Source organism: Martinezella sp. CNPSo 3957 (genome assembly GCF_057784395.1).
On sequence record NZ_JBXSOU010000001.1, the window covers coordinates 713,783 to 732,333 of the forward strand.

17 protein-coding genes and 1 riboswitch are annotated in these 18,551 nt (G+C 59.4%); of the genes, 6 read left to right on the plus strand and 11 right to left on the minus strand.

The features are described 5' to 3' along the window. Nucleotides 1-43: 43 nt before the first annotated feature. Nucleotides 44-1,000 (minus strand): LacI family DNA-binding transcriptional regulator, encoded by a 957-nt coding sequence (locus AC13QE_RS03320; RefSeq protein WP_488482566.1) that lies wholly within the window; start codon nucleotides 998-1,000, stop codon nucleotides 44-46. 295 nt (nucleotides 1,001-1,295) lie between these two features. Next, nucleotides 1,296-5,000, minus strand: coding sequence for a trifunctional transcriptional regulator/proline dehydrogenase/L-glutamate gamma-semialdehyde dehydrogenase (gene putA / locus AC13QE_RS03325; protein WP_488482567.1), 3,705 nt, complete (start codon nucleotides 4,998-5,000; stop codon nucleotides 1,296-1,298). Nucleotides 5,001-5,185: 185 nt separating this feature from the next. On the opposite strand from putA, the gene AC13QE_RS03330 reads away from it, so the two are divergent. Further along, the gene (locus AC13QE_RS03330; protein ID WP_015342703.1) at nucleotides 5,186-5,647 is read left to right on the plus strand and encodes an Lrp/AsnC family transcriptional regulator; all 462 of its coding nucleotides are present in this window, start codon (nucleotides 5,186-5,188) and stop codon (nucleotides 5,645-5,647) included. A 143-nt stretch (nucleotides 5,648-5,790) separates the two neighbouring features. Then, a complete protein-coding gene (locus tag AC13QE_RS03335) occupies nucleotides 5,791-6,057 on the plus strand; it encodes a hypothetical protein (protein WP_488482568.1) in 267 nt (88 codons plus the stop codon). A 46-nt stretch (nucleotides 6,058-6,103) separates the two neighbouring features. Here AC13QE_RS03335 and AC13QE_RS03340 read toward each other — a convergent pair whose 3' ends face one another. Continuing rightward, nucleotides 6,104-6,289, minus strand: coding sequence for a 4-oxalocrotonate tautomerase (locus AC13QE_RS03340; protein ID WP_112336872.1), 186 nt, complete (start codon nucleotides 6,287-6,289; stop codon nucleotides 6,104-6,106). Between the two features lie 116 nt (nucleotides 6,290-6,405). Between AC13QE_RS03340 and AC13QE_RS03345 the strand changes: the two genes are divergently transcribed. Next, nucleotides 6,406-7,290: a LysR family transcriptional regulator gene (locus AC13QE_RS03345; protein ID WP_488482569.1), complete on the plus strand. Its 885-nt coding sequence runs from the start codon at nucleotides 6,406-6,408 to the stop codon at nucleotides 7,288-7,290. Nucleotides 7,291-7,360: 70 nt separating this feature from the next. Further along, nucleotides 7,361-8,365 carry a LacI family DNA-binding transcriptional regulator gene (locus AC13QE_RS03350; protein ID WP_488482570.1) on the plus strand — a complete coding sequence of 335 codons (1,005 nt, stop codon included), beginning with the start codon at nucleotides 7,361-7,363 and terminating at the stop codon, nucleotides 8,363-8,365. A 160-nt stretch (nucleotides 8,366-8,525) separates the two neighbouring features. On the opposite strand, the gene AC13QE_RS03355 is transcribed toward AC13QE_RS03350, so the two are convergent. Beyond that, nucleotides 8,526-9,485, minus strand: a complete 960-nt coding sequence (locus AC13QE_RS03355; protein WP_488482571.1) for a phosphatase PAP2 family protein — start codon at nucleotides 9,483-9,485, stop codon at nucleotides 8,526-8,528. Nucleotides 9,486-9,630: 145 nt separating this feature from the next. After that, nucleotides 9,631-10,491 carry a LysR substrate-binding domain-containing protein gene (locus AC13QE_RS03360; RefSeq protein ID WP_488482572.1) on the minus strand — a complete coding sequence of 287 codons (861 nt, stop codon included), beginning with the start codon at nucleotides 10,489-10,491 and terminating at the stop codon, nucleotides 9,631-9,633. 125 nt (nucleotides 10,492-10,616) lie between these two features. On the opposite strand from AC13QE_RS03360, the gene AC13QE_RS03365 reads away from it, so the two are divergent. Continuing rightward, the gene (locus tag AC13QE_RS03365) at nucleotides 10,617-11,477 is read left to right on the plus strand and encodes an urea carboxylase-associated family protein (RefSeq protein ID WP_488482573.1); all 861 of its coding nucleotides are present in this window, start codon (nucleotides 10,617-10,619) and stop codon (nucleotides 11,475-11,477) included. Nucleotides 11,478-11,591: 114 nt separating this feature from the next. Here AC13QE_RS03365 and AC13QE_RS03370 read toward each other — a convergent pair whose 3' ends face one another. The 6 genes from AC13QE_RS03370 to thiC form a co-directional block, all read right to left on the minus strand. Beyond that, the gene (locus AC13QE_RS03370) at nucleotides 11,592-11,936 is read right to left on the minus strand and encodes a hypothetical protein (protein WP_132717953.1); all 345 of its coding nucleotides are present in this window, start codon (nucleotides 11,934-11,936) and stop codon (nucleotides 11,592-11,594) included. A 161-nt stretch (nucleotides 11,937-12,097) separates the two neighbouring features. Next, entirely contained in the window at nucleotides 12,098-12,709 is a 612-nt protein-coding gene (locus AC13QE_RS03375) for a thiamine phosphate synthase (protein WP_488482574.1), read from the minus strand. Next, nucleotides 12,706-13,479 carry a thiazole synthase gene (locus AC13QE_RS03380; RefSeq protein ID WP_488482575.1) on the minus strand — a complete coding sequence of 258 codons (774 nt, stop codon included), beginning with the start codon at nucleotides 13,477-13,479 and terminating at the stop codon, nucleotides 12,706-12,708. The genes AC13QE_RS03375 and AC13QE_RS03380 overlap by 4 nt, the downstream gene beginning before the upstream one ends. A 2-nt stretch (nucleotides 13,480-13,481) precedes the next feature. Next, nucleotides 13,482-13,679 carry a sulfur carrier protein ThiS gene (thiS, locus tag AC13QE_RS03385; RefSeq protein WP_015342713.1) on the minus strand — a complete coding sequence of 66 codons (198 nt, stop codon included), beginning with the start codon at nucleotides 13,677-13,679 and terminating at the stop codon, nucleotides 13,482-13,484. Next, nucleotides 13,670-14,647: a glycine oxidase ThiO gene (gene thiO, locus AC13QE_RS03390; RefSeq protein WP_488482576.1), complete on the minus strand. Its 978-nt coding sequence runs from the start codon at nucleotides 14,645-14,647 to the stop codon at nucleotides 13,670-13,672. The genes thiS and thiO overlap by 10 nt, the downstream gene beginning before the upstream one ends. 1 nt (nucleotide 14,648) lies before the next feature. Continuing rightward, entirely contained in the window at nucleotides 14,649-16,475 is a 1,827-nt protein-coding gene (thiC, locus tag AC13QE_RS03395; RefSeq protein ID WP_488482577.1) for a phosphomethylpyrimidine synthase ThiC, read from the minus strand. A 92-nt stretch (nucleotides 16,476-16,567) separates the two neighbouring features. Next, nucleotides 16,568-16,699: riboswitch (TPP riboswitch) on the minus strand. Between the two features lie 603 nt (nucleotides 16,700-17,302). Here thiC and AC13QE_RS03400 point away from each other — a divergent pair. Beyond that, nucleotides 17,303-18,394: a porin gene (locus AC13QE_RS03400; RefSeq protein WP_488482578.1), complete on the plus strand. Its 1,092-nt coding sequence runs from the start codon at nucleotides 17,303-17,305 to the stop codon at nucleotides 18,392-18,394. The last annotated feature ends 157 nt before the right edge of the window (nucleotides 18,395-18,551 follow it).

Genomic DNA, 18,551 nt, shown 5'->3' on the forward strand with positions numbered 1-18,551 from the left:
TCTCCTCCCATGGGGCTACTCCCGTCAGCCCCTTTTCCTTTAATCAACGACCGGGGCTTCCCCCGCATGATTGCCGGACGATAAGTTCGCACGGCAAAGTTTTGATACCCGGTTCGACGCTGCGTCCCTCCGCAAGCGCGAGAACCGTCAGCCCGGCCTCGCGGCCAAGCGCCTTGAGATTCATGTCGACCGTCGTCAGCGGCGGCCGGGTCTGGGCAGCGACAATCTCCCAATTGTCGAAACCAACCACCGACACATCCTCAGGCACCCTTATGCCGCGCTCACGCAGCGCATCGACGACCGCGCGGGCAATCTGGTCGTTGCCGCAGAAGATCGCATCCGGCTTCGCTCCAGCCACGCTCCAAAGCTGTGCGACGGCGTCGTGTCCCCAGGCCTCGGACCATGTACCGTACATGACCGGCAGCTCGTCTCCGGCGAGGTCGCGATAGGCCTTGGCGCGCTCACGCACCGAAACGAAGCTTTCCGGGCCGGTCACATGGGCGATCCGGTATCGGCCGAGTCCCTGCAACCATTCGACCGCAAGGGCCGCCCCCTGATAGTCGTCGGCGCAGAAGGTGACGCTTCCCGGTGCGCCTTCAGTGAAGGCATAGATGACCGGGACCGGTAGATTGGACAGATCCACCGGCAGACGGCGGTCGATCCGCTTCCCCGACGCGATGATACCATCCACATGCTTGTCCAACATGGCGTCCACATGAACCTTTCCAAGTGCCGGATCGTCCTCGATCGTGCAAAGAAAGACCGAGACGCCGTGATCGACGAGCGCCTCTGTGATGCCGGCCATGACCGGCAGCGTGAAGCGACCATATGTATCGTTGGTCAGAAGACCGATCGTGAAGGTGCGATTGCTGAGCAATCCCTTGGCCAAGGCATTCGGACGGAAGCCGATTTCGGCGGCGGCGCGCTTGACCCTTTCGCGTGTGTCGTCGCCCATGCGGCCGGTATTGTTCAAGGCCTTGGATGCCGTTGAAATGCTCACGCCTGCAGCCGCTGCAACGTCGTGAATCGTTGCGCGTCCGCTTTTCGCACGCTGATTTTCCAGATGTCTTCTCCCAATCAATTTTCATGAGAAAAGCTTTTCTCAGCGCAGGAGTCAACTAGAGAAAAGCTTTTCTCAAAAATTTCTGCACGGAAAAGAAGGAGGCCGAGAAGCTGGGCGAGGGCCGCAGCGAATTGGCGGGTCACTGCAGAATGCACATCGAATGCACGCCATGAAACGAAGCGGCGGCCGAGACCTGCCGGTCCGGCCGCCGCGTTCTAGATCGCCATTGGTTTCAGCCGATCGTCATCAGGCTGGCATTGCCGCCGGCAGCCGCGGTGTTGATCGATGTCGTCACCTCTTCAAGCAGCCAGTTGAGGCAATAGGCGTCGGCGTTTTTAGCGATTTCTTCGCTCGAGGCCGCCTGGGCGAGAACCAGCGGACCTGGAATTGCCGAAATCACCTTGATCGCCTGCTGTATCCGCTCGGCATCGCCCTCGATCAAGGCGCCGGCAAATGGTCCATCCGCCGCCCAGTCTTTCGTCCAGGAAATGCGATTTGCGACCTGCGCAGGCAGGCCATGAAGCTCTTCCTGCAGGTCCGATGCCGCATCGATGACCATCGAATTGCCTGTCGCTAGCGCTGCGGCGATTTGGACATGCAAGCCAAGTGCTGTCTGCGGAGCAAGCAGGATTCTTCCGCGCGGATGCAGAGCATAGAGATTCAGCTCGCCGACTGGGCCTTGCAGTTCGGTATTGAAGCCGAGCGACGACTGGCTGGCGACGGCACGGGCCTGTTTGGCTGCGTCCACAGCACGCTTGCTTTCGAGCCACGCGATGAACAGCTGCGCAGCCGGATCAGTTTGCACCGAGGCATCGCGCAGCGCTTCGGTGGAGGAAGCGACGAGACGACGCAGATACATCGGGCCGCCTGCCTTCGGGCCCGTGCCGGAAAGGCCGCGCCCGCCGAAGGGCTGGACGCCGACGACGGCGCCGATGATGTTGCGGTTGACATAGAGGTTGCCAGCCCGCACGCGCTCGGTCACATAGGCGATCGTATCGTCAAGCCGGGTATGCAGGCCGAAGGTCAGGCCGTAGCCGGAGGCGTTGATGTCGGCGATGAGCTTATCCAGCCCCTTGCGCTGATAGCGCATGATGTGAAGGACCGGGCCGAACACCTCGCGCTTCAGATCGCTCAGCTTCTTCAGCTCGATGATGGTGGGAGCGACGAAGGTACCCTTGGCAGCGCTTTCGGGAAGGTCGAGCTGTTCGACATTGCAGCCGAGCTTGCGCATGCGTTCGATATGCTCATCGATGCCGCGCTTGGCGTTGTCGTCGATGACGGGGCCGATATCGACGGCAAGCCGATCGGTCCGGCCGACCGAGAGCTCGCGAAGGGCGCCGCGCAGCATGGTCAGCGTACGATCGGCCACTTCCTCCTGCAGGCAAAGGACGCGCAGGGCCGAGCAGCGCTGGCCCGCACTGTCGAAGGCCGAGGCGATGACATCGCCGACGACCTGTTCGGCAAGGGCGGAGGAGTCGACGATCATGCCATTCTGGCCGCCGGTTTCAGCGATCAAAGGGATCGGTTTGCCGAATTTGGAGAGGCGCTCGGCAAGCTGTGCCTGGATCAGGCGGGCGACCTCGGTCGAGCCCGTGAACATCACGCCGGCCGTTTCGGGTGAGCCGACGAGGGCTGCGCCCGTTCTGCCGCCGCCGGGGACAAATTGCAGGACATCGCGCGGGATGCCGGCCTCGTGCAGGATGCGGCCGCCCTGCGCCGCAATCAGCGGCGTATTGCCGGCCGGCTTGGCGACGACCGGATTGCCGGCGACCAGCGCGGCCGCAACCTGACCGGTGAAGATCGCCAGCGGGAAGTTCCATGGGCTGATGCAGACGACAGGGCCGAGCGGCACGCTCTTCGGCTTCAGCACCTGGCGTGCCTGCGCGGCATAATAGCGAAGGAAGTCGATAGCTTCCCGGATTTCACCGACGGCGTTTGCGGCCGATTTGCCGGCTTCGCGGATGGTCAGGCCGACGAGAGCAGGCATCTCGCTCTGCATGAGCTCGGCGGCGCGTTCAAGGATGGCGGCCCGCTCTGCGGGGCTCACCGCGGCCCAACCCTCGGCTGCCGCGGCGGCAAGCCGCATGACGTCGGGCGCATCTTCCGGCTCCAGTTCGGTGACATGGCCAACGAGGTCCGCATGGTCGGCAGGATTGAGAACTGCACGGGTCACGCCACGTTCGGAGCGGTCGGCGAGAAGTGGCTTGGCGGTCCAGTCTTTGGCTGCGGAGGCTTGCAGCTGCGCAGAGAGATCGTTGAGCGCCGTTTCATTTGAGAGATCGACACCAGCGGAATTCCGTCGCGCGCCGCCGAACAAATCGGCCGGGAGAGCGATCTTCTCGTGCTGCGCGCCGACAACGGTCATGGTGCGCACGATCTCGGCGGGATCGGCGATCAGCTCGGATACCGGGACGGCAGGGTCGGCGATCTTGTTGACGAACGAGGAGTTGGCGCCGTTTTCGAGCAGGCGGCGGACAAGATAGGCGAGCAACGTTTCATGGGTGCCGACTGGCGCGTAGATCCGGCAGGGGCGATTGAGATTTTCGGCTCCCACGACCTCTTCATAGAGCGGCTCGCCCATGCCGTGCAGGCACTGGAATTCGTATTTGCCGACCGCAAAGTCGTCGCCAGCCATATGGTAGATGGTGGCCAGGCTCTGGGCGTTGTGGGTGGCAAATTGCGGGAAGACCACGTCCGTCGCGGCCAGGAGCTTCTTGGCGCAGGCGACATAGGAAACGTCGGTGTAGATCTTGCGGGTATAGACGGGGAAACCTTCCAGGCCGTCCAACTGCGCGCGCTTGATCTCGGCGTCCCAATAAGCGCCCTTGACGAGACGGACCATGAGGCGATGCCCGGAGCGGCGGGCAAGATTGATGATGAAATCGAGGACGAAGGGGCAGCGCTTGCCGTAGGCCTGCACCACGAAGCCGATGCCATCCCAGCCGGACAGATCCGGATCGAGGCACAGTTCTTCCAGAAGGTCGAGCGACAGCTCCAGCCTGTCGGCTTCCTCGGCGTCGATGTTCAGGCCGATATCATAACGCTTGGAGAGCAGCGCCAACGCCTTCACCTTCGGCAGAAGTTCGCCCATCACCCTGTCGGCCTGCGAACGCGAATAGCGCGGGTGCAGTGCGGAGAGCTTGATGGAGATGCCGGGGCCTTCATAGATGCCGCGGCCAGCCGAGGCCTTGCCGATCGCATGGATGGCGTTTTCATAGTCGCGATAATAGCGCTCGGCATCGGCGTGGGTCGTCGCGGCTTCGCCGAGCATGTCGTAAGAATAGCGGAAGCCCTTTGCTTCGAGCGCACGTGCTCGCTTCAATGCTTCATCGATGGTCTCGCCGGTGACGAATTGCTCGCCCATCATGCGCATGGCCATGTCGACGCCACGCCGGATGACCGGCTCGCCGGCGCGGGCGATCAGCTTTGTCAATGCGGCGGAAAGGCCGCCTTCGTTGACCGTCGAGGTCAATTTGCCTGTCACGACGAGGCCCCAGGTCGCGGCATTGACGAACATCGAGCGGCCACCGCCGATATGCGACTTCCAGTCGCCGCCGGCGATCTTGTCACGGATCAGCGCATCGCGCGTTGCGGTGTCCGGGATTCGCAGCAGTGCCTCGGCAAGGCACATCAGCGCCACACCTTCCTGGCTCGACAGCGAATATTCGTGCACTAGTCCTTCGACGCCGTCGCCCTTGTGCTTGGCGCGCAGCGCTTCGATCAGTTTCTTGGCCGTTTTCCTTGTCGCCTCGCGAGTCGTTTCCGGCAGGGTGGCCGCCTCGAGCAGGGCAGGCAGGCATTCGGTTTCGGGACGCCGGTAGGCGGCAGTGATCGCCTGGCGAAGCGGGCTCTGCTCACGAATGGGCGGTGCAAAATGCGAAAATGGGGCAGCATCTGGAGCTGGTTCTTCAGTGGCAAGCTTGGCAGAGACAGTCATGATAACCTCAAGGTGCAAGGGACCCAATGGTTTGAGCTGAGGTCAGCGATATCGCCACCCGTAGCCCTCCCGTTGCTTCGACGAGAACATACTTCATTCCAAAAAAGCGTTCCGCCTTGAAACTGCGGCTTTCCAGTCATATTGAACTTCAATAGCACTTATTTCAAATAGGAATGCCTGCGAAAATGACCAAATCCAGTGAAATTGACCAGTTCGACCAAAAGATCCTCGACGCCCTCGTCGAAGACGGCCGCATGTCGATCACGGAGCTTTCCGAGCGGGTCGGCCTTTCCAAGACTCCCTGCCAGGCACGCCTCAAGAAACTGATCGATTCCGGTTATATCGACGGCTTCAAGGCCATCCTCAACCCGATCAAGCTTGGTCTCGATCACGTCGCCTTTGCCGAAGTGAAACTCACGGATACCCGTGAGGAGGCCTTGCTCAGCTTCAACAATGCCATCAAGAAAATCAAGGAGATCGAAGAGTGCCACATGATCGCCGGCCGCTTCGATTATCTCCTCAAGGTGCGAACCTCGGATATTCGCCGCTACCGCATCGTTCTTGGCGAGAAAATTTCCAGCCTGCCTTTCGTCGCAAGCACTTCGACCAATGTGGTGATGCAGTCGGTCAAGGAAAACTGGTCGTAATTCCGTTTCTCATTTCATCCGCCTTTCCATCCGCCGCGTAGGGCTTCGCCACCCGATCTATCTTGCCGGCTAAACAATGACCTAGATTTCGCCATTCGAATCGGATCATTGCGAGACGCTAAAATAAGTAGGATGGAGTACGCATGGAGACCAGTGCAGGCGACCGTGACCTTGTCGAGGTCATGAAACGGTATTTTGCGGTGAAGGCCGAAGTCGAGGAAATGAAGCTTCGTCTGGAGGCGGCAAGGCGAGAGAGCGGCAAAGAGATCGACGCATTCTACAATCCGCGCAGCAATCTGAGCCACGCCGCCGATATTATCCGTTCGCATGCTCTCAAGCAGGAGATGGCGCGTCTTATGGATTGGGCCGAAGCCTGGGGGCGGCAGAGCCTGGCGCCAAACGAGGCCTGACGGTCGAATAAAAACCGCCAGGCCGCGATCACGAAATCGAGTCGTTTCAGCTATCCGATTTCAGCTTTCCTGCTGTCGCCCAGGACTCTTTCGAAATCTCGGTAATGATGATTTCCACCGATTCCGGCGGGCAGACGAGTGTTTCCACAGCGGCTTTGGTCGCTTCGCGAACGAAAGCGCGCTTCTGGTCTTGCGTGCGGCCGGGATGCATTTCCAAGCGCAGGATGGGCATGGCAACTCCTTGAGCAATTATCGCCGGATGTTCGGCGCCCACGGACTATCTTGCAAAACCATTTGGCGATAAATACGCTTCCATTTGCTTCATTCCGAACCTGTGGGTATGCAATCATGGACAAGTTGGCGGGAATGGCGATGTTCGTCAGAGTGGTCGAACAGGGCAGTTTTGCCGCCGCTGCCGATATAAGCCAGGTGTCGCCGGCCATGGTTGCTAAACATGTGAGGACGATCGAACAGCGGCTCGGTGCGCGCCTCCTCCACCGCACCACACGCCGTCATCAGCTGACCGAGGTCGGCAAGCTTTATTTCGAGCGCTGCAAGACGGCGCTGGCGGAGGTGGAGCTCGCCGAGCAATCGGCCTCCGAACTGCAATCGGCGCCGCGCGGGCGCCTGCGGCTCGTCGCCCCCGTCAGTTTCGGAACGCAAAGCCTCGTGCCGGCGCTTGTCGACTATCTGCATGAGAATCTTGAGGTCAGCGTCGATCTGGCGCTCGACAACAATCCGCATGATATGATCGGCGAAGGCTACGAACTCGGCATTCATATCGGCGATCTGACGGACACCAATCTCGTGGCGCGTCCGTTAAAACCCTATCGGCGCATTCTTGCGGCGTCGCCGGATTATCTGGATCGGTGCGGCAGGCCGCAAAGCCCCGAGGACCTCGCCAATCATATGTGCCTCGGCCATTCCTACTGGCGGCTGCAGGGGCGCTGGCATCTCGTCGGTCCAGGTGGGGAAACGCGAGAGATCGCCATCAAGGGCAGGTTCGCCACCAATCAGGGCGGGGCTTTGCGCGTTGCCGCTCTGCACGGAGCCGGCATCGTGCTGCAGCCGGAACTGCTTTTGGCGGCCGACCTGGATGCCGGCCGGCTTGAGCCGGTACTACCTCTATGGTCGTACCAGCCGACGCCGATGCACCTTGTCTATGCGCCGGACCGGCGTCCGACGGCCATGCTGCGCAGCGTCATCGATTTTCTTGTCGCTCGCTTCGGTTGAGATTCTCCCTCTTTCATCTGCTGCGAATCCATGATCAAATCTGATCATCGGTTTGGAAAATGAGGAAAGCGTGGCCAAGGTTACGTTGAAGGATGTGGCGGCGGCCGCGGGTGTGGGAGCAGCCACCGTCGAGCGTGCGCTCAATGGCCGCGGCAATGTTTTGCCGGAAACGGCGGAAAAGATCTTCATCGCCGCCAAGCGGCTCGGTTACCGCACGCCGCCTGCGGGGATCAGGCACGGTCTGGTGCGCATCGAGGTCGTGCTGCTCCGGCCTGAAACCTATTTCTATTCAAGGCTCAATCGCGCCTTCGAGCGCATCGCCGCCTTGCTCGACAAGGATATCCAGATCCAGCGGACTTTCGCCAGAGAAGACGATCCTGCCGATTTTTCGCGTCATATCGCCAATCCACAGGCACGGCGCTCCGCCCTGATCGTCGTTGCGCCCGATCATCCCGATGTGGTCGGCAGCATCCGCAAGGCTGCCAGCGGCGGCATTCCTGTCGTGCAGATCATGACGCGGCCAGCACTGGAGCTGCCTTACGTCGGCATCGACAACGAGGCGGCCGGCCGCACCGCCGCCTTCTACATGGCGCGTATGCAGGCAAATATCCCGGGCACTTTCGTCGCGCTCTGCCACAGCGGCGCTTATGAGAACCATAAGGCGCGTATCCGCGGCTTTTCCAACTATCTGCTTGATCATGCAAACCCCTCGCATCGCTTCGTTGAAGTCATGTTCGATGAGGACGATGAAATGAAGACGATCGAGCTGCTGACCGACGCCTTCGCACGGTATCCCGATATTATCGGCCTTTATAGCGCCGGCGGCGACAATGCCGCGATTGCGACGGTTCTGCGCCGGTATCGCCAGCGGCCGGTATTCTGGGTCGGGCATGAATTGTCCGATGCGACGCGCGGCTATCTGAGGGAGGGTTTGATGACGATCGTTCTCGATCAGGCTCCGGAAGTTCAGGCCCGGCGTGCCATCGATCTGACGCTGAAGCGGTTGGGCCTGATCGATACCGACGTCGATCTCGAGCCGGTGCGTTTTCTGACCGTTACGGCCGAAGGCCTCTGAGGAAGGCATGTCGCGGCCGCTTTTCCGTATTGGGCGCGCAGACGATATTAATTTGAATCTCAGGATCTTTCTTTCGGAATGTCAGCAGTATAGGCCAATTCAATGCGGTCTATATTCCTTCATTGCGCATTGCGGCAACGAGGTGCGATCGCTTTCAGAATTACTCAGGTGAAAGGTTGACCTTCTTCGTGCTAAGCCGAAGTCTCATTAATTCAGGGAAGATCCCCTCGCGAGATTGGGTGACGAACCTGACGAGGATGATGGAGACAAGTGCCACCAAACAGCCGGCAATCACGTCGATAAAGTAGTGATTGGCAGCGGGTACAGCCGATAAAGCCATAGCGATGTTCAAAACCAAGACGGGATAGCGTAACAGGCGCATAGGCCATATCGCCCATGCACATAGTATCGCGACTGCTGCATGAACTGAGGGAAAGGTCACGATTCCCGCGCTTTGCTCAATGCTCCAGATGAAATCTGGATTATCCCGGACGGCTTGGAATTGTTCAAGAAAGAAGTATCCGTAGGTCGCATCCAGGTTCTTCAGCGTGCTGGCATCGAACTGATAAAATGTATACGTGCCAAGAGCTGGCCAAAAGATAGAAATGGCGCTAGCCAGGAAGCAGAGCAAACCATAGACAGATACCATCTGGTATGCCTGGTTGATCTTGTTAAACACAATCAGCACAATTGGGTATAAAATCAGCTGATAGCTGAAGGTTCTATAGGCGCGATTAAAGACATCGGCCGCAAGGCTGTGCTCATCCACCCATCTCATTATGAAAGGCCAATCGACGCCGAGCATGCTGTCCCATCGCGCTAGCTGCGCATCTGCAAGCGGGAAGTTAAGCTTCGCGGCTATGTAGGTTGAAATCGTAATTGGTATAATGAGCAGAAATCCGCAGCCCAGACATTCAATGGTGGCACGAAGGGTCACCCATTTGAATCGTGACGCAACGACGCTTAGTACGCAGGTGAAGAACGCTACGAGCAGAATCGCGTTCCAGGCTCCATCTAATTTGAGCTTGAGGGTGGTGATGTATGCCAATAATGGGACAAGACAGTAAGATGACGCGGTACCCACCGTTAATAGAACTCGGGAACGAGTGATATCTTGCATGTTGAAATCTCCGCGCCGGTAAACGTTAGGGTTTAACTCCCTCTGGTTGCAATTGGGTAAAGGTGATCAGGGCATGTGTGTATCGAGACGTGCCAGGCTGCGAATATCGGTTTGCAAATGACCTTAGCCATCGCTTCTCCGTATTCTACTTGCTAATGGAAACCAGCCAGTCGCGAAATGTCTCCGCTTCGCTGGAAAGTCGGCCCGCCGGCAGCAACCAATAGAATTTGTCCATATCCGACGGCGTGTCGAACAGGGTGATCAACGTTCCATTGGCCAATTCATCCGAGATCAAGGCCGAGGGGCAGAGGCCCACACCTTGACCGCCGATGACCGACCCGATCATCAAGCCGAAATCGGCAAAGATCGGGCCGGCTCTTGGAGGCTGGTGGCTACCTTCGAGGGCGAACCAGCGTGTCCATGCGGCCGTCGTTTCATCGTGCAGGAGGTCGAGATTAAGGAGATCGGCTGGCGTCCTGATCGGTCCGTGACGGCGCTCATATTCTCTCGAACAGGTCGGCCGCGTTTCGGCCGTCAATAGCGAGGTGGCATGCGTCGAAGGTCTTGGTCCGTGACGGATCAGAAGATCGACGCTTGCCTCCTCCGGCGTCCTCGCATCGAGCGCGTAGACGATATTGATCTGGATTTCGGGGTATTCTTTCTTAAATGCGGTCAGCCGGGGTATCAGCCAACGCGTGGCGACAGAAGCAATACAGGCCACGCTGACCGGCCGACTGTTGGTGGCAAACCGCAGCTGCCGGGCGGCGATATCGATATGTCCGAGGCCGTTTGCCACGGCAGCCCCGAATTCACGGCCGGCCATCGTCGCCGTGACACCACGGGCATGGCGCGTAAAGAGCTTGATGCCGAGCCATTCCTCCAAGGTACGCACATGCTGGCTAACGCCCGCGGCCGTGAGATTGAGCTCAGCTGCCGCCTTGGCAAAGCTCTCATGGCGAATGGCTGCCTCGAAGGCGCGAAGGGAGGCAAGCGGGACATGTTGCATTCCGCCAGGCTAAGTAAAACTTAGCCAAAGCGCAAGCGCGATCACCGTTGCGCAAGGAGCCGGTATCCTTACAGTGCTGCCGAAACGAATGTCTTTTTGTCAGTCGGTAAGGAATGAAAGCCGCCATGAACAGTATTTTCGATATGCCCGCACCCGCCGATGCCGAGGAGCGGCGCGGCAAGCCCCCCGTTGTCGTCTACCCGAACGGAACGCTGCCGCCGGTCGATATGGATGTGCTGCGCGCGGCAAGGCAAACAATGACCAAGATTGGCGAAACCGTCGTGCCCCCGCGTGAAGGCGGCAGTTTTCGCGTGCCGAAGGGACATTTCTTCCGGATTGTCAGCGTCGAGGGCGCGCAGGTGGGCGATCTCAATCTATGGAATGCTGCCGATCTTTCCGAGCGCTTTTTCAGCGGCAAGACGAGGGCTTTGCACGCCACCCATGTCGGTGTCGGCGATCGACTGTGGAGCACGCTGCCCTATCTGCGGCCAATGGCGACGATCACACATGATACGCTTGGCTGGTATGGTTGGGACAGGGATGGAGCCGGCGTCCACGATGTCATCGGCACGCGCTGCGATCCCTATACGAACCGGCTGCTGAAAGGCAACGACTATCACCATTGCTGCCATTCGAACCTGTCACGCGCGCTCGCCAGGGAAATGAACATCCCTGTCCAGGAGGCCGAGTTTCACGTTCACGACGTGCTGAACGTGTTCATGTGTACCGGATTTACGCGCGATACCCACCAGTATTTCATGAAGGCGAGCCCCGTTCGGCCGGGCGACTTCCTCGAGTTCTTCGCGGAGATCGATCTGCTCGGTGCGCTCTCGGCCTGCCCCGGTGGCGACTGTGGCAGCGAACATTCGAGCGATACGGAGCCCTGTTATCCGTTGCTGGTCGAAATCTGGCGGCCTGAGCCAGAAAGCCTCGTCGGGCGAACATTCCCGGAGCGCACTGCCTATCCGAGGACGCACGGACTATAATTTGCCGCATAAAATAAATTTGCCGGCGGTTCCGGCCGCCGGCGAATCCGAATCATCCATCAAACGATGCGTCCATTCGGGCGGACGCATCGTTTATTGCCTAGTTACAATTGCCTAGTTACAAACGCGAATGCGCTCGTAATGCCAGCCATAGTCATACTCGTTCTGGACGCGGCGATCCTCGTACCAGCATCTGGGCGGCGGCGGGGCGACTTCGTAAACCGGACCCCTGTTGCCAAGAGCGCCGCCAACAAGCAGGCCGCCGAGAAGACCGGCAGCAACGCCGCCGGCGATCGCGCCTCCATTGCCATGGTGGTGATGACGACGCCAATCGTCATGGCCGCGCCAATCACCGCGATGGCCGTCGTAATACTGTGCCTGTGCGCTGCTGACGGGCGCCAATGCGCCGCCTACGACCGTAGCGGCCAGCAAAACCGTAAGAACCGTCTTCTTTATCATGACTACCTCCAAAGCAGTCTTTGTGCTCAGCGAATACGCGAGTCATCTAATTAACGCCTTCAGCATGATTATGTTCAGCTGAATATTCAATGAATGGCCCGTTCATCGGGCAATAGCGGCTGAAAATAGCCCCTTGCATGGGCTCCTGAGGGGCTATCTTGTCAATTTGGAGGCATCTGCCGGGTCGCCGCCACCCATTCGAGCGTTCGCGATTCGGGGTCAAGATTGCGGGTGATATCCGTTACGACCGCGGCGATATCGGCGCCATGCTCGAATACACCCGCAAGGCGTTCGACTGTCAGGCCGCCGATCGCAACGAGAGGCCGATTGCCGATGCGCGCCTTCCACGCGCCGATCCGATCGAGGCCTTGGGGTGCCCAGGGCATAACCTTGAGGACGGTCGGATAGATCGGCCCCAGCGCTATATAATCGGGTTCGGCAGCAAGTGCCGTCTCCAGCTCCGCCTCGTCATGTGTCGAAAGCCCCAACTTCAATCCGGCATCCCGTATGGCGGAGAGATCGGCAGAAGCAAGATCCTCCTGGCCGAGATGGATGAAATCGCAACCCTCCTCGATTGCCAGCTGCCAATAGTCGTTGACGATCATTTGGCACTCATGCGCGGCGCAAATTGCCTTCGCTTCGCGAATTTCGGCGCGGATCTCAGGCGTTGAGCGATCCTTGATGCGCAACTGTACCAGCTTGACGCCGAGCGGCACCAACCGCCTGATCCAGGCGGCGCTATCGACGATGAGGTAGAAGGGATCGAGCGTCATGCGAACACCGCCTTTCCGATCACTGGTGTCGATGGCACCGCCATATCGCGCGGCTCCAGCATGCCGGCGCCGTATGCCTGCCTGCCGGCATCGATGGCCTTGGCGAAGGCTTCCGCCATCGCGACCGGATCGCCGGCCCCGGCAACCGCCGTGTTGAGTAGCACGGCATCGAAGCCGAGCTCCATGACGGTTGCTGCATGCGAAGGTCTGCCGATGCCGGCATCCACGATCAGCGGAACCTCAGGAAAATGTGCCCGCATCGATCGCAGAGCGGAGAGATTGAGCGGTCCGGCCGCCGTTCCAATCGGCGCGCACCAGGGCATCAGCATCTTGCATCCGGCTTCCAGCAGCCGCTCGGCGACGATGAGATCGTCCGTCGTGTAGGGAAAGACCTCGAAGCCGTCATCGGTGAGGATTCTCGCCGCCTCCACCAGCGCGAAGACGTCGGGCTGCAGCGTATCGTGATTGCCGATCACCTCGAGCTTGATCCAGTTGGTCTGAAAGACCTCGCGCGCCATTTTCGCGGTCAGAACCGCTTCGGATACGCCGTGGCAGCCTGCTGTATTGGGAAGGACGCGAACGCCGAGTTCGCGAATCATCTCGAAGAATGCGCCGCCATTACGCCCGCCTGCCGTTTCCCGGCGCAGGGATACGGTCACGATCCCGGTTTGCGAACGTTTGACGGCTTCCGCCAGTACGGCTGGGGAGGGGTAGCGCGCCGTGCCGAGAAGAAGGCGCGATGTAATTTGGGTTCCGTAGAGTTCAAGCATGGTCAGCCTCCCTGCATTGGCGTCAGGATCTCGATCCTGTCATCGTCGGTTAGGATATGGTCGCCGCGTTCCTCGCTATGGACGAGTTCGCCGTTGACGGCGGTTGCCAGCCACTCGCCCTCATATTCGAGAGCCGTGAGAAGTTGCGAAAGCGTCGTTGCTTCGACAATCTGCGCTTCGCCATTGATGATCAGGCGCATTGGCGGCTCCTTTCGTCGTGTCCAGAAAAGACGAGATCGGCGGCTTTCTCGGCCATGGCGGGTGCGAGCAGGAAGCCATGGCGATAGAGACCGTTGACAAGGATGGCTTTGCCCTGCCGCGTCACGCGCGGAAGGTTGTCGGGAAAGGCAGGGCGGATGCCGGCGCCGGTTTCGACCACGGCAGCTTCGGCAAAGGCCGGGTGCAGCGAATAGGCTGCGTTCAAGAGTTCCATCAGCGAACGGGCGGTGATCGGCCCTTTGAAGTCGGTCTCGATCATCGTCGCGCCGACCATGAACAGGCCTTCGCCGCGCGGCACGATATAGACCGGAAAACGTGGATGCAGCAGGCGGACGGGCCGCGAAAGCGCGATTTCATCGCTCTGCAGATAGAGCATTTCGCCGCGAACCCCACGCAAGTCTCGGATTTGGCCGATAGGAGCGGCCCCGGTACAGTCGACGATTTCAGAGAAGCCACCATCATCCACGAGCACGTCGATAAAGGTGACGCCTTTTGCAGATAGATCGTCCTTCAACGATTGCAGGACCTCGCGGGGATCGAGATGCGCTTCCCGCCGAAAGAACAGGCCCTGGCGGAATCGGCCGGCAAGCGAAGGCTCAAGGATGGCGATTTCGTCTTCGTCTACCCAGCGGTAATCCGTCGTGCGGCTGGCGAATCGCTTCAGCTCGTTTTGATCGCGGTTGGGCGCAACGACGAGCGTTCCATTGCGGACGATCTTGCCCGGCAGAATCGCGTCCCATCGATCGGCGGAATCACGGCCGAGCGTCAGTACAGCCTCATCGGCGCTTTCCCGCTCGCACCATGGCGCCAGCATGCCGCCGGCAAGCCAGGAGGCGGCGCGATGAAAATTCCGGCCTGGATCTGAGATCGTGACCTCCGCTCCGCGCCGGATCAGCTCGTGAGCGACAGTGAGGCCGGCAACGCCGGCCCCTTTAACGAGGATGCGCATGTTACTCGGCCGGCTGTGCAGGGGTTTCGATCGGCATATAAAGGTCTCCGCCCTCTCGATACTTGGCCGCCATGGCTTCCAGCCCTTCCTTCTGTGCTTCGGCGCGGATGTCGTGCGAAATCCGCATCGAGCAGAATTTCGGGCCGCACATCGAGCAGAAATGGGCCACCTTATGAGCTTCCTTCGGCAAGGTTTCGTCGTGGAAGCTGCGAGCCGTGTCCGGGTCGAGCGACAGGTTGAACTGATCCTCCCAGCGGAATTCGAACCGGGCGCGCGACAGAGCATCGTCACGAACCTGCGCGGCCGGATGACCTTTGGCGAGATCCGCCGCATGCGCCGCGATCTTGTAGGTGATGACGCCTGTTTTGACGTCGTTGCGATCGGGCAGACCAAGGTGCTCCTTCGGCGTGACGTAGCAGAGCATCGCCGTCCCGAACCAGCCGATCATGGCAGCGCCGATGCCCGATGTGATGTGGTCATAGCCGGGCGCGATATCCGTCGTCAGCGGCCCGAGCGTGTAAAAGGGCGCCTCGCCGCAGACGGAAAGCTGCTTGTCCATGTTTTCCTTGATCTTGTGCATCGGCACATGGCCGGGGCCTTCGATCATCACCTGGCAATCCTTAGCCCAGGCGATCTTCGTCAACTCGCCGAGTGTCTCCAGTTCGGCGAACTGCGCGGCGTCGTTGGCGTCAGCTATCGAGCCGGGGCGCAGGCCGTCGCCGAGCGAGAAGGAGACGTCATAGGCACGGCAGATATCGCAGATTTCCTCGAAATGCTCGTAAAGGAAGCTCTCGCGATGGTGATGCAGACACCACTTGGCCATGATCGAGCCGCCGCGCGAGACGATGCCGGTGACGCGATTGACGGTAAGCGGGATGTAATGCAGCCGCACACCGGCATGGATGGTGAAATAATCGACGCCCTGTTCGGCCTGCTCGATCAGCGTGTCGCGATAGATTTCCCAGGTCAGTTCCTCGGCAATGCCGCCGACCTTTTCCAGCGCCTGATAGAGCGGCACAGTGCCGATCGGCAGCGGCGAATTGCGGATGATCCATTCGCGGATGTTGTGGATGTTGCGGCCGGTCGAAAGGTCCATGACGGTATCGGCGCCCCAGCGCGCGGCCCAGACCATCTTCTCGACTTCCTCCGCCATGGAGGAGGTGACGGCGGAATTGCCGATATTGGCGTTGATCTTCACCAGGAAATTCCGGCCGATGATCATCGGCTCGCTTTCGGAGTGATTGATGTTGGCCGGAATGATCGCCCGGCCGGTGGCGACTTCCTGGCGGACGAATTCGGGGGTGACATGATCCGGAATATGGGCGCCGAAGCTTTCGCCATCGCGAATCAGGGCTTCTGCCTTCGCCTTGCGGCCGAGATTTTCGCGGATGGCGATGAATTCCATTTCCGGCGTGATGATGCCGGCGCGCGCATAGGCGAGTTGGGTGACCGCCTTGCCGTCTTTTGCCCGCAGGGGCTGGCGCTTGGCCGGAAACTCCGGTGTCAGCCGTTCGCCGGTGACGAAACCGTTGTCTTCAGGGCGCACATGCCGGCCTTCATAAGCCTCGACATCGCCGCGGCCGAGAACCCAGTCGCGGCGCAGCTGAGATAGACCCTCCTCGATGCGGATATCTGCGCCCTCGATCGTATAGGGGCCGGAAGAATCATAGACAATGACAGGCGGCTCGCCCGAGGTCGGATGGACGCTGATTTCGCGCATCGGCACGCGGATGTCCGGGTGGATCTCTCCGGGAACATAGATTTTCGTGGATGCCGGCAGCGGCCCAGTGGTGACGGTCGGAGTGAGGTTCTTTGCGGCAATATTCATGGTTTGAGGCTCCAAGTTGCAGTTGGAGACCCAGTCAATCAGCCGGAATGATGGAAAGACGCCGGCATGGAATCCACGCGGGAATCCGAAGCCTTCAAGCGCTCGCACCGTCCCTACGCCAGTATGAACTGGATCAGGTTCAACGGGTCACTGCGCCACAGGAGGCAAAGCCTCATTGTCCAGCAGTATCTCAGCCCCTTGCCGGGACCCCCCTGGTGAATACGGAAAGGCTATGCCTTACCCTTGTTCTCTGTCAACCCCGCGCCACACTGGTCGCGTTTTCTCAATCGATTGACCAGTGTGGCGCGTGGATTCTATATGGGGCGAGCCTCCGATAGGCGCGATCATTATCTTCGATGACGCTGCTCTTGATCCATGCCCGTTCGCGCATAAATGGTACCCATGAAAACTCTGGATCGCGAGCCCGATTGGGGAAGGCTGTCTCGATTTGGGGCGAATTCTTGAACCTTGGCGACGCTGACTATTCCGGCAGTAAAAGGCCCAGCCAGTCGCCAGTTGCATTTAAGCAACAGCAATCAAGTCTAATGCCGGGGCAGGTTTCACAGAATTGACAAACATACGGGCTGTTTGTAAACAAAATATAGGACATAAACTGTCTTACGGACGAGCAATCGGCCGGATCGGTAGAGGCATTTCAAAACCTTTGCCGCGGGGTGAATTATGGAGGTTAGAGGGGACTCAAGCCGACATCAGGTGCGTATCTGCCGGACTGCCCGGTTGCGTTCAAGCCGACGTAATCCTCAGGGTGGTATTCCAGCTTTGTACTCGCGGTAAATTGGAATGCATATTGCAACCAGGAGTTTAAAATGAACATCAAGAGCCTCCTTATCGGCTCCGCTGCTGCACTGGCAGCAGTTTCTGGCGCCCATGCGGCTGACGCGATCGTCGCTGCTGAGCCCGAGCCGCTGGAATACGTTCGCATCTGCGACGCCTACGGCGCTGGCTACTTCTTCATTCCAGGCACTGAAACCTGCCTCAAGATCGGCGGCCGCGTCCGTACCGAAGGCGAGTGGTACGATGCCTACAACCCGAACAGCCATAACGGTACGCTGTGGCACACCCGTGCGGAGCTGAGCGTCGACACGGCAACCGACACCGAATACGGCCCGCTGAAGACCAACACGGTCATCCGTTGGGATTGGAATGACGGCAACTCAACCTCCACGAAGCTGCTGTTCGCAAACATCAGCCTCGGCGGTTTCCTCGTCGGTAAGGCTGACTCGCAGTACAACTCGTACATCGGTTATGCCGGCGACGTCATCAACGACGACGTGATCTATGACGGTCCGTACGAACTCAACCAGTTGACCTACAACTACGACGCCGGCAACGGCTTCACGGCTGTGATCTCGGTCGAAGACTCGAACTCCAGCGGTTCTGGCGCTTCCTATGGCTCCAGCTGGTGGTCTGACGACAAGGGCAACCACTACGCTCCCGACGTCGTTGCCGGTGCTGGCTTCAAGTCCGGTGCATGGGGCTTCAAGGTCGTTGGCGGTTACGACTCGATCGTCGAAGAAGGCGCCATCAAGGCTCGTGTCGATGCTGACTTCGGTACCTTCTCGGCCTTCTTGATGGGCGGCTGGAACACCGACGGCGACAAGCTGAACAAGTATGCCGGCACCAACCTCGATCGTTCGGCTTGCCCGGTTAACGATGCATCGAAGTGCGGCTGGGGTGACTGGGCTGTTTGGGGCGGCGTTGGCGTTCCGATCAACGAAAAGCTGAAGTGGAACCTGCAGCTCGCCTACACCGACTCGAAGATCTTTGCCGCAACCACCAACGTCAAGTGGAACCCGGTCAAGAACCTGCTCATCGAGCCGGAAGTCTCCTACACCAACTTCGATTCTGTGAACCAGGATCAGTGGGCTGGTATCCTGCGCTTCGAGCGTAGCTTCTAATATTGAATTACCCGGCTCAATGCCGGGTAAGAGAAGCCTGACGTTCCAATCCGTCAGGCTTCTTTCATCGATCGGTTGACCTCCGATCAAAGCAAAGGATCTGGCTTTCCCTCCGGATCCTTTTTTATTTCCAGCTTTGGGAAATCGGTTCAGCTCC